Origin of the sequence: Olsenella profusa F0195 (assembly GCF_000468755.1) — a bacterium.
In the GTDB taxonomy this organism is placed as follows: domain Bacteria; phylum Actinomycetota; class Coriobacteriia; order Coriobacteriales; family Atopobiaceae; genus Olsenella_F; species Olsenella_F profusa.
In genome coordinates, this window is the sequence record NZ_AWEZ01000062.1 from 153,513 (window position 1) to 165,249 (window position 11,737).

Below are 11,737 nucleotides of genomic sequence, written 5' to 3' on the forward strand. Positions count from 1 at the left end.
CCCATGAGCCCGGTACTTCGCGTCCTTCTGATCCTCGTCACCATCATCGCCCTGGGCGTGGTGGTGCGACGCATCCGCAAGCGCAAGATTCGCGTCTCGGAGTCGGTCTATTGGGTGGTGGCCGCCGTCGTGCTGCTCGTCCTAGCCGTCTTCCCGCAGATTGCGTTCTTCTTCTCCCGGCTTACCGGCTTCCTCTCGCCCAGCAACTTCGTGTTCGTGGTGCTCATCGCCCTCATGCTGCTCAAGCTGTTTGACCAGGCCTGCGACATCTCGGTGCTCACCCACAAGGTCGAGGTGCTCTCGCAGGAGCTTGCGCTCGACCGGCACGAGCGGGGGCACGACGCCGCCAAGCCCTCAAAACAATAGGCTCGCCATGTGCCTCGCGACATGAGGCCTAGTCCGCCTGAGTCGCCTCCTCGTACCAGGAGAGCACCTTGTCCACGTTGTCCGCGGCGTAGCGGTAGTAGACGAACAGCCACTCGCCCACGTTGTCGCCCTCGGACTCCTTCTCGAGCGACCACAGGTACCAGCACCAGCCGGCGAACACCACATAGCTCCAGAAGTGACGGTGCTCTGCCGCCGTGGCGGGCCGACCGAAGTAGTACTCGAGCGCCCGCTCGGCACGCTCGTCGGAGAGCTGGCAGCACACCACGAACGTGCCGTAGTCGCTGGCCACGTCCGACATGCCCGCATACTCCCAGTCGATGAGGCTCATGGCGTCGTTCTCGTCCACCAGGAAGTTGAGCTCGAAGAAGTCGTTGTGTGAGACGCAGATGGGGTACCCATCCGCGTCCGCATGCTCCTTGAGGCGCATGACCTTGTCCTTGAGCTCCTGATAGCCAGGCACCTCGATGGGGCCGCCCTCCAGCAGGAGCCGCTCGTACTCCAGACCCTGCAGCACGAAGTCAAAGCGGCGATCGAGCCTAGCGCCGCTCTCGTGCAGCTTGCGGCCCATCTCCATGGCACGACGCAACTGGTCGTCGTTGCCGGAGTCCAGGTTCTTGGCGTTCGTCACGAAGCGTGAGAGCTTCCAGCCATGCTCCTCGTCCTCGTAGATGAAGGTGCTGTCCAGCCCCAGCTCCTTGGCAAGGCGCAGGCCGGCCGCCTCGCTCGCACGGCTCACGAGCTTCTCCGTGCCCACGCCAGGATGGCGGTAGACGTACTCCTGCTTGTCCGTGCCCTCCCCCACGGAGAAGTGGCAGGAGAGGTTGGTGAGCCCCTGCTTGAGCGGCCAGAACTCGTGAATGTCATCCTTGTCGCAGTGCAGGATGGATACGATGTTGTCAAAGATCCTGGAGTCCACGTTCTCCATGAAGCGTGGGTCGAAGCTGCGCAGCTGATCCAGGGAGTCAAACTCGTTGATCACGCCCGCCGGGTACTCACGCGCCACCATCGAGAGTTCGCGCAGGTGATCGGCATAGATGCCCTCCCAGAGCTTGTCAGCGGTCTCGGGGCGGTTGTAGTCCTGCTCCAGCGCCCTCACGAACCCCTCGGAGAACGCCTGGTCGAAGTAGGCGTGTCCCAGCATGACCAGCGCATTGGTGCCACCCACGCTGATGCCCGTGATGCGCCCGGCGGCGCCCGTGGAGACGCACCACTCGTCCGTGTGGCCCTCCACGCGCTCGCAGGCATAGTAGGCGCCGTACACGTAGCGTTCGAAGGGGTTCTGCGTGAAGTAGTCGTCCGACGAGCACACGTAGGTGTTGGCCAGGCGGTCGCGCACGAGCCACAGGGTACCGTTGTTGTTGCGCGTGGCGTAGGTGGGGTTGACCACGATGGTGACGCCATACTTGCTGCGCAGGTAGAAGAAGTACTCCTTCTTGTAGCCCACGACCACGGTGATGTCGGTGACGCCGGCATCCATGAGCTGGCGGATCTGACGCTCGATGAGCACCTCGCCATGGGCCTTGAGCAGGCCCTTGGGCAGCTCATACGAGATGGGGGCAAAGCGCGACGAGAGGCCCGCCGCCATGATGACGGCATTGTCCACCGCATAGGGCTCGAGCGCCTCCATGCCCGCCTGCGTGATGCGCCCATCCTGCACGTACCCCGCATCCTCGCACACGCGCAGCGACGAGTTGACGGTGCCCAGCGAGAGGCCACTCTCGGCGGCAAGCTCGCGCTGGCTCACGGGGCCCTCCTGGGCCGCGATGGTCTTGAGCAGATTGAACTCGCTCTTGGAGAGGGTCATGCTAGGCCTCCTGTGACGTGGCGCCAAGCATCGAACGAACGTCCGTCGCCGCGCAGATGGCGCCCAGGATGATCACGATGGCGCAGACGACGCCCTTGAGGTCGGGGATGGACCCCAGAATGATGAGTGAGATGGGTATGGCCCACGCCGAGTAGGTGATGTTGACCGCCATGGCGCGTGACGCGCCGATGAGGTCGATGGCACGGTAGTAGCAGAGGTAGGACACCGTGCCCGAGGCGCCCGCGAGCGCGACGAAGGGCATGGCATCGCTGCCAAGCACGTCCGTCGCAAAGCCCCAGCCGCCCAACACCGGCAGGATGATGGCGGCATAGGCAAGCGCCGAGGTGGTCTGCCTGATCTGCATGGCCACCTCGTTGTCCACGGCGGTGTTCCTGAGGCCCCAGTCGACGACGACCGCCTCGGTGCCCCAGCCCAACACGCAGGCGAGCGCACCGATGATACCCACGGTCCAGTTGCCGGGAATGCCCTCGGCAGGCGTGTAGCCCAGCACGGCCACCGCGGCAAGGCACGCGATGAGACCCAGCCACTGAAACCAGTGCATGCGCTCCTTGAGCGCGATGGCCGCCAGGAAGGCCCCCCATGCCGGGAAGAAGGCGGAGATGGCGGCGGCATAGGACGCCCCGATGTTATTGACCGAGATGACGTAGCCCGTCATGCCGAGGGGGCCACCGATGAGCGCTGCCCCCATGATCACGAGGCCGGCCCGCGTCTTGAGGATGGCCAGCGTGTCCTTGAGCTTGCGACGCAGCGCCATGTAGACGAACGCCGTCACGGCCGAGCCCGCGTCATGCAGGAACGTGCTCACGAACGCCGCGAGCGCGATGGCCTGCGGCGTGGAGACGAAGACGCCCTTCGCGAGCGCCACCGAGAGGATGACCGTATCGAGCGCCCAGGTGAGCGCCGCCCCAAAGCCCCAGATCATGAGTGAGCCCCTTTCGTCCCGTCCTCATACCAGGCGAGGACCATGTCGATGTAGTCGGCGCAGTAGCTGCGGTAGATGTCCAGCCACGAGCCCACGCCGGCACCCTCCGCCTCCTTCTCGAGCGCCCAGACGTACCAGCACCATCCGCCCAGGACCACACGGGCCCAGAAGTGCCTGCGCTCCTCGAAGGTCGCCGGGCGACCAAAGTAGGCGTCGATGGCGGCATCGCCTCGTGCGCGGTCGGCGTCGCTGCAGATGATGAAGGTGGCCGTGTCGTTGCCGGGGTCGCCCATGCCGGCAAACTCCCAGTCAATGACAAAGAGCTCGTCGTCCTCGCCCACGAGAAGGTTGAGTGGCAGGTAGTCGTTGTGGCTGAAGACCGCCTCGTAGTCGTCCGCCTGGGCATGCCCGTTGACGCGCACCACCTTGTCGCGCAGCTCACGGTAGCCAGGCACGGTGATGTCGCCATGCTCCTCGAGCAGGGTCTCGTAGCCTACGCCATCGGCAAAGAAGTCGAACGTGGCGGGGATGCGCGCCCCCGACTCGTGGAGGCGTCGCGCGCACTCCATGGCACGACGCACGTCGGCGGGATCCGTGGGGTCGATGGTGCGGGCGTTGCGCACGAAGTGGGAGATCTTCCACCCGCTCGTGGGGTCCTCGTGGACGAAGGTCCCGTCGATGCCCATGCGCGCGGCGACCGCCTCGGCGTCCGTCTCTGCCCGGCGGTTGATGAACTTGTCGGTCCCCACGCCGGGATGGCGGTATACGTACTCCCACCTGCGCTCGCCCTCCCCCACGGAAAAGTGGAAGGAGAGGTTGGTGAGGCCCTGCCCCACGGGACGGAAGTCGCCGAGGTCCCTGCGGGAGCAGCGCAACGTGGTCGTGATGTTGTCAAGCACCGCACAGTCCACGGACTCGATGAAGGCAGGATCATAGGCGACAAGCTCGTCGAGGCTGTCGAACTCGCGGATGACCCCCTCGTCGTAGCGACGCATGATCAGGGCGAGCTCGTCCAGGTGGTCGGCGTAGATGGCCTCCCACAGGCGGTCCGCCGTGGTGGGATCCTCGACCTCCGCGCCCAGGAGCCGCACGAACCGCCGGGAGAAGGGGCGGTCGAAGTAGGCGTGGCCCAGCATGACCCAGGCGTCCGCGCCGCCCACCTCGACGTCGACGATGCGCCCGTCGCCGTCCGTCCGCAGGCACCACTCGTCGGTGGGACCAGCCACGTACTCCGCCGCGTAGTAGGCACCACGCACGTAGCGCTCGAAGGGGTTCCGCTCGAAGTAGTCGTCCGACGAGCACACGAAGGTGTTGGCCAGGCGGTCGCGCACGAGCCAGAGCGTGTAGTTGTTGTTGCGCTCCGCATAGCGGTCGTTGACCACGAGGTCCACGCCGAAGGCATCCGCCAGGTAGGCAAAGCGCTCCTTCCGGTAGCCCACCACCACGGTGATGTCGGTGATGCCAGCCTCCCTGAGCTGGCGGATCTGGCGCTCGATGAGTACCTCCCCCCTCACCGTGATGAGGCCCTTGGGCGTCTTGTACGAGATGGGCACGAAGCGCGACGAGAGGCCCGCCGCCATGATGATGGCATTGTCCACCTGGTAGGGTGCGAGCGTCGCCTGGGCCGCGGCGTCCCCTGCGAGGGCACGCTGCCGGAGCCGTTCGAATTCGTCCTGCGCTATCGCCATGAAGGTCTCGTGTTTCTCCCCTGCCCACGGTGGAGGGATGTAATGTTCAACCGCTTTAGTGTACTTGCAAAGAAATGAACGTTCAATCTATGGAGCAATAATCCATAGATTGAACGTTCCTGTGCTCATTTCCCGTGCCCATGTCCATGGATGGGAGGACTGTCCTAGTCGGACTCGACGATGGGCCAGATGGTGCCCGTCTCCGTCCAGTTTCCAAAGTCGCATGAGTCGCCGTCGATGCGCCACTGGCGGATGTAGGTGCGCCTCCAGGTGCCATTCTCGTTGACGGCGGCCGTCGCGCCATAGTAGCGTGGCCGGGGGACGTCGGGCACCTCCCACGCGGGCATGCCCGTGGGCCATGGCTCCCCACCCGTGGCGGCGAGGATGGTTGCCGGCAGGTCCATGTGGCCTGTGGGCACGTTGGACGTCCTGCACGGCTGGCTGGAGTCGCCGCCGAACTCCACGGAGGGCTTCACCAGGAAGATGGGCGACGAGGGTTCGCTGATCTCGTCCGTGAGGTACCAGTGCCCATGGTCGGCCGTGATGATGATGGTCGCATCATCGTACTTGCCCAGCCTCTTGAGCTGCCTCAGGTACTCGCTCACGATCTCCAGCGAGCCGCGCGACTGCTGGACCTGCGTCACCTCGCCCTGGGCGTACTCGCCATGCTCGTCCATGGTGAAAGGTGGGTGCGAGCCCAGCAGGTGGATGAGACGATACGACCCCTTGCCGGAGTCCGGCTCCACCGAGAGGCCACGTCTCTGGAGCATGTGGTGGTAGGACACGTCGTCGTAGACGTAGGGCTCGTTGTCGAGGTCGACGCTGGGATCGGATGGGTCGTTGGTCCGCAGCACCGCGTTGTTGAGGTCATCGGTGTTGAACCACATCCCCGGCTTGAGCGCCCATGGCAGGTCGCGGTAGAAGGCCGCCCTTGCCAGGATGGAGATCGTGGACAGGAAGCTGTTCGGCTGGGGTGGGATGGGGTGCAGGTTGGTGACCCTGCCGTTGAGCTGCGACAGTCCGTTGTAGATGTCCCCCGAGTAGATGCTGGTGGAGTAGCCGGAGCGGTTGACGGCATCCACCAGGTTGTCGCCGCCGTACCAGCCGCGCACCAGCGTGTTGGAGAAGGCCGGGTCGTCCTGCCTGAGCGTGCGCCCCGTGGTGAGCGTGGCCAACGCGTAGCGCGTGGGGATCATGTTGCCCACGGTGTTGTGGTAGTTGGTGAAGCCCGTCATCTCGTCCAGCGCGTCGGGATACTGCGCCAGCGTCTGGTCGAGGAAGCTCACGTCAAAGGTGTCCAGCACGAACACGATCACGTTGCCCCTGTCCGAGACGTCCATGAGGCCCTCCATGGTCACCTGCGGCTTCTCGGCACTCACGGGGGTACCGTCGGCCGTGGGGCGCCGCGTGGTGAGGCCCAGCCCGATGCCCTGCGACACGGCGAGGAGCACGGCGAGGAGCACGGCCACGCCCTTGAAGGGCAGGGGCCGCCTGAGGGCGAACGCCACGGCACCCGCGATGACGACAACCCACACGAGCGCCGAGATCACCGTGATCCCCTGGAACGAGTCCCACGGAACCGGGGAGCCATCTGCCGCGGGCAGCCCGACGTTGAGCAGGAGCACCTGCAGGAAGGCCGCAAGCGCCAGAGCGCTCACCAGCGCCAGCAGGACGTTGAACGCCTTGCCCCTGGCAAGGGAGATGACGAGCGCCAGTGCGACGGCGACCGCAAGTCCCACCACGACCACCGGCTTCCAGATGGTGACGATGGTGAAGAAGAGGCTGTCCGTGCTGGCCGCCACCATCTCGAGCGCCGGCTCCACGAAGATCGTGAACACCGCCACCAGGCACACGACGAGCGCGAGGACGAGGCGCACATGCCAGGGCAGACGTTCCTGAGCCGGGGCGTCCACGACAAGCGATGCGTGATGCGCCTGCTCGCGGGCGCGCTCATGCGCGGCGGCGTCCGAGGGGTCGACCCGATGCACCTCACCCTCCCGCACGCGTGCCTCGTGCGCGCCCAGGAGTCTCAGGAGCACGCGACGCAGACGGCGCCATGCCACGCCCAGCACGGCCGAGAGGGCCACGGCCACGCCGGCGAGGGCCTGGATGGTGTAGGTCATCACCGAGGGGTCCACGTACGCAAGGGCTGGGGTGGCCAGGGCGTTTGCCCACACGCAGGCCAGCGCACAGGCAAAGGCGACGTCGCACGCCACGAGGGCACGTCTCGGCATCCTAGTCCTCATCGGTGGCCTCCTCCTCGTCCTGGGAACCCTTGGCAACCTGCTTGGCCAGGACCTCGCCCAGCAGGAACTCGCCCGCCGCCGCACCGCCGTGGCCCAGGTTGGCGATCATGCGCTCGCGCACGGTGCGAATCCGCTCCGCCCAGCGCCCGGAATCGGCCACCATGTCGTCCACGGCAGCGCGCAGGCCGGAGAGGTCCTTGGGGTCCACGGAGACGCCGATCTCGCTGCGGATGGAGATGTCCAGGGGCGTCCAGCCCGTGATCTTGGGCCAGTCGGGGTTGAGCTCCTTCATGGTGGTGTCCACGAAGAGGCAGGGCTTGAGCGTGGTGAGGGAGAACTCCTCGGCGATGGACGACCAGTCGGTGGCCAGCACGTCGGCCTCCAAGATGGAGGAATGGCCCGAGAAGTCGCACTCGAAGGTGAGCTCGTCCTCACCCACCTCGCTGTAGCGCGCCATGAGGGCATCGAGCTTGGCACGGTAGCGCTTGATGTACTCGGGATGCGGGCGTACCGTGATGTGGTAGCCATGGCCCAGGAGCTGCGCCAGCATGCCGTCGATGCAGGAGTCCAGGATGTTGTCATAGTTCCACGTGGGGGCGATGAGCACCTCGGGGCGCTCGTGGCGCACCTTCTCCATGGCCGCGTAGTCCGCGATCTCGCGGTCTAGGAGATCGTAGCCCACCAGTGGCAGCTTCTTGTGGCGCGTGCCGTAGAACTCCTCAACCGCGCGGGCGTCATCCACCTGGTGCTGGCCCACGCACATCACGGCGTCGTAGTTGGCGTACTCGCCGCGCGTGGAGGTGACGGTCATCGAGGTCATGTGGTGGGGCGCGTACACATACTCGGTGTCCTTGTCCACGTAGGAGCGCTTGATGTAGAAGTTGTCCAGGTCGCCGAGGGAGGTCACCACCACGTCGGCGTCCATCTTCATCATGAGGGTGATGAGCCGGCGCTGCCCCAGATAGTAGGGTTGGATGCGCGGCTCAGAGAGGGCCAGCTCGAACACCTGGTCGTTAGGGTCGCTCGTGACGTAGTGGATGCGCACGTCGGAGTTTGCGAGCAGCCACTCGATGGCACCCTGGAAGTACTTGTAGAAGCCCGACCCCTCCGAGTAGAACACCAGGTGCTTGCCATCCACCTTGAAGAAGCGCTTGTAGTCGGCCTTCTCGCGGCGGGCGTGTGGGTCGCGCTGCCACCACCTGTGCTCGCTCCTGGTGGCCTCGACCATGGCATCGTAGGAGTCGCGCGTCTCGTTGAGCTCGTCGTAGTCGATGTACCTGGATGGCCTGATGATGAGATTGCACACCACCTGCACCAGGATGGAGAGCAGGTTGGAGCACACCCAGTAGAAGGCCATGCCACATGCCACGAAGAACGCGAGGAACATGGAGAGCGCGATGGAGAGGCCGTTGGTAGTGTTCTTCTCCGCGCGCGACTGCTCGCGCTGCAGCGGGTTGATGTGGTTGGAGGCGACGCCCATGGCCACGGCGGACAGCGTGGCCAGAAGCACCATCACGAGGGAGGCGCCACCGTCCTGGCTGGGCACCAGGCCCAAAAACTCCGTGCCGGGAGCGCCGCTGTCGGTGATGGCGTGGATGACGTCCACGAGCGCGAACAGGATGATGACCTGGATGGCCAGGGGCACCAGGGAGAGCAGCGGGTGGTAGTGGTGCTCCTTGTAGAGGCGGTTCTGGTTCTCGTCGATGGCCTCGCGGTCGCCAAAGTAGCGCTCCTTGAGGCGGAACAGGTCGGGCATCACCTGCACCATGACGATGGAGTTCTTCTGGCACCACAGTGAGAGCGGCATGAGGACGACCTTGGACACCAGGGTGAACACGAAGATGGCCACCCAGTAGCTCCCCGTGAGGCCATGGGCCCAGTCCACGATGACCAGGAAGAGGTCGGTAAGCGGTTGAAGCATATGCGAGATGTCCCTTTTTGTCCGGAGGGCGCCCCTGTCGTTGTGGCCCCTAGGCAAGCACTCAAGTTGCTATGTTACGTCACTGATATACGGAGGGAACAGATTTATGGAAAAGCCATGAATGCTCACCAATCGATCCCCTTCTTGGTCGTCGGTGACCACGGCTGCAGCTGCCTGTAGGCAAACAGTCTCTCGCACGTCTTCTTTGCCAGAAGCCTATCGACCTCCGCATGGGTGACTATGACTTGCAGGTCCATGAGGTCAGGTGCCCGCTTGCCACCCGGCTCGCTCGCACCATGAAGCTTCTGGGCGACATGAGAGGGACGGATTCGAGACCGGGAAAGCCCATCGGGCGGATTCTAACGGTCGTCGCAACACCATGGATTTCGGAAGGAGTCCTTGGTGGGGTACGGATACGCGGGAGTCGCCCATGGGAGGCAGGGCGAGATGCTGGCCGCCAGGAGGCGTCACTACGCCGAGCTCGTGCTCGCGGGCATGGGCTACACGGCGGCCGCCCGCGCCGTCGTCTCGCTGGGCCCGGCGTTCGGGCGCGCCTCGATGCGCGCGGTGGCGTCGGGTGGCCCCCGTTCGCCCTCGAGGCCGTGATCGCAGGCCCCGGGCCTGCTCGCGAGGCGGTTGGCGCTCTCGCCCTTGCCCTTCGTCCGGGGTGTCGACACCTCGCAGGGCCCCAGCCCGAACCCCGCCTCCCTGGCGAGCCGCCACGCGCGCTCGGACTTGACGCGCCTGCCGCCGACGAAGGTGACGAGCGCCCCCATGTCGTCGGTGATGGCCTCCCCGGGCATGCCGCCGAAGCGCACGAGCGTCGCCAGGAGGCATGCCAGCAGGTCATCTTCCGTACGCGTGCGCGAGCAGATGAGGCGGTGGTCGCGCGAGTGGCCGAGCGCGGCGGAGAACACGCTGAACTCGAAGACCTCGCCGTTGACGTCGACCATCCGCAGGCTCTCCTTCCAGTCGAACTGCATCTGGCGCTCCGGCGGCGTCCCGAACCTCGGGCGCGCTTCCGGCTCGGGCGCGCCAGCGCGCCCTATGCCGTGCGAGCGGCAGCACTTCGTGAACGGCCCGCACTCCGGCAGGCTCGCCTCCGGGTGACGGTCGGGCAGGAACTCGTGGATCGCCCTCTCCGTGATCCCCGGGAGCGCCGCCTCCTGCTCCATCACGCCCCTGAACCCGTCGAACGCACTCTCCTCGCCTCGCCTGCGGTCCTCGGTCCCCTCTCCCCGGCTCCGGCGCCCTGCCACCGTCCGCCCGTGCGGCCCACACTTCCTTCCTATCTGCGCGAGGTGGGGCCTCACGCCGGGCTGCCGGCACGTGCTTGGCTCCCCCATCACGCTCCTCCCCGATCGAGCCCCTCCCGACGGCTGCCCAGTCGGGAGCAGGCATGTTGCCGGTGGTCTGATTGGCGAGAGGGTGGTGGCGCCGGTATCGAAACTGCAGTGGCGCGATTGGCGTGACACGGTAGCTCGGCTGTCGAAAATTATGGTAGCGGTATCAACAAGCAGCCGCCTGCTTGAGCGCCGCCTCGACCGCCGCGATGGCAGGGGCCTAAAGTCAGCGGCCGATCGGCATGTCTGGTCCAACCTCTCGTCAGCGGCGTAGAACAGGACGTGCTCGGCTCATTTCTGCTCACAATTCTACGTTCATAACTGGACAGTCCTGCGATGGGTATACTACACGTAAGAATTTCTTACTTAAGGAGTCATCATGAGCGCGAATGTTCTTACTGTTTCTTCCAAAGGACAGGTTGTGCTACCCGCAAAGCTGCGCAAGGAGCTCTCGATTCAGAGTGGCGACAAACTTGCCGTATACACCTCTGGTGATGTCATCATGCTCAAGAGGATTCAGATGCCAACCGCCGAGGAATTCCACGTCAGGCTGGACGAGGCGCAGGCATGGGCCAAGTCGGTCGGCTACCAGGAGTCTGACGTAGACGACGTCATCAAGTCCGTCAGAGCAAAGAGGCACGCGTGAGAATAGTGATTGACACCAACGTGGTCATCTCAGGAACCTTCTTTGGCGGTAACCCGAGGAAAGTCCTTGAAGCGGTGGTTGAGGGAAAAATCGCCGCGTTTGCAACTCCTGACATTGTGGATGAGTACCAAGGAATCGTCGACGAGATGATCGCTCGAAAGCAGGGCAAGCTGCAAAGAGACGTTCTGGCGCCCTTCGAAGCAGCCCTGCATTTGGTGCAGCCTGAATGCACAGTTAACCTCTGCAGGGATCCCGATGACAACAAGTTCCTGGAATGCGCAGTTTCATCTCGTGCGCTCTACATCGTTAGCGGCGATAAGGATCTGCTTGACCTAGAACAATTCGACGACGTGGAAATCATCACTGCCGCAGAGTTTTGTGATCGCTACCTTGGGCATGCGGTGGTGATCTTGGGCCAGATAGGTTCAGGAGGGTCCTCGTGTGCGGTGACAGGCAGAAGAGAGCCGCCATGGAGACGTTCACCAGGTTCGGTCACAGCTATGCCGACACGATCGCAGGGCTTGGGCATCCGTCTCGCATGGCGCCACGGGCCTGGTGGAGAGAATGCGGGAGGACGGGGCGGCTGCCCATCCACGAGAAGGGGGCGCCTACGTCCATCGCCCGGCGGATGAGCGAGGCCGTCGCCCACTGCCTAGAACGCGGCCGGGGCCCATCGAGGGCCAGACGGGCCCTGGGGCGTTCCAAGCCAAGCGCGACGCCTGCCGGGTGGGTGGACGCGCTCGCATGTGTTTAGTCAAA

9 protein-coding genes are annotated in these 11,737 nt (G+C 64.8%); 3 read left to right on the forward strand and 6 right to left on the reverse strand.

Annotation, left to right across the window (positions count from 1 at the left end; all coding sequences use genetic code 11):
* Positions 1–3 precede the first annotated feature (3 nt).
* Complete coding sequence (locus HMPREF1316_RS10125; protein ID WP_021726839.1) at positions 4–366, forward strand: DUF2304 domain-containing protein; 363 nt, start codon at positions 4–6, stop codon at positions 364–366.
* A 28-nt stretch (positions 367–394) separates the two neighbouring features.
* Here the strand turns inward: HMPREF1316_RS10125 and HMPREF1316_RS10130 are convergent, their stop codons facing one another.
* The 6 genes from HMPREF1316_RS10130 to HMPREF1316_RS10155 all read right to left on the reverse strand — a co-directional run bounded on the left by HMPREF1316_RS10130 (position 395) and on the right by HMPREF1316_RS10155 (position 10,335).
* Positions 395–2,191, reverse strand: coding sequence for a phosphotransferase (locus HMPREF1316_RS10130; RefSeq protein WP_021726884.1), 1,797 nt, complete (start codon positions 2,189–2,191; stop codon positions 395–397).
* Position 2,192: 1 nt separating this feature from the next.
* Complete coding sequence (locus HMPREF1316_RS10135) at positions 2,193–3,134, reverse strand: DMT family transporter (protein ID WP_021726890.1); 942 nt, start codon at positions 3,132–3,134, stop codon at positions 2,193–2,195.
* The gene (locus HMPREF1316_RS10140) at positions 3,131–4,822 is read right to left on the reverse strand and encodes an NTP transferase domain-containing protein (protein WP_021726843.1); all 1,692 of its coding nucleotides are present in this window, start codon (positions 4,820–4,822) and stop codon (positions 3,131–3,133) included. Before HMPREF1316_RS10140 ends, HMPREF1316_RS10135 begins: the two co-directional genes overlap by 4 nt.
* A 164-nt stretch (positions 4,823–4,986) precedes the next feature.
* On the reverse strand, positions 4,987–7,068 hold the full coding sequence (locus HMPREF1316_RS10145) for a sulfatase-like hydrolase/transferase (protein ID WP_040652127.1): 2,082 nt from the start codon (positions 7,066–7,068) through the stop codon (positions 4,987–4,989).
* Complete coding sequence (gene yidC, locus HMPREF1316_RS10150) at positions 7,058–8,989, reverse strand: membrane protein insertase YidC (RefSeq protein WP_021726909.1); 1,932 nt, start codon at positions 8,987–8,989, stop codon at positions 7,058–7,060. Before yidC ends, HMPREF1316_RS10145 begins: the two co-directional genes overlap by 11 nt.
* Before the next feature lie 500 nt (positions 8,990–9,489).
* Positions 9,490–10,335, reverse strand: a complete 846-nt coding sequence (locus HMPREF1316_RS10155; protein WP_156901054.1) for a hypothetical protein — start codon at positions 10,333–10,335, stop codon at positions 9,490–9,492.
* Between the two features lie 376 nt (positions 10,336–10,711).
* On the opposite strand from HMPREF1316_RS10155, the gene HMPREF1316_RS10160 reads away from it, so the two are divergent.
* Complete coding sequence (locus HMPREF1316_RS10160) at positions 10,712–10,978, forward strand: AbrB/MazE/SpoVT family DNA-binding domain-containing protein (protein ID WP_040652132.1); 267 nt, start codon at positions 10,712–10,714, stop codon at positions 10,976–10,978.
* A complete protein-coding gene (locus HMPREF1316_RS13855) occupies positions 10,975–11,610 on the forward strand; it encodes a putative toxin-antitoxin system toxin component, PIN family (RefSeq protein WP_084620950.1) in 636 nt (211 codons plus the stop codon). The genes HMPREF1316_RS10160 and HMPREF1316_RS13855 overlap by 4 nt, the downstream gene beginning before the upstream one ends.
* Positions 11,611–11,737 lie beyond the last annotated feature (127 nt).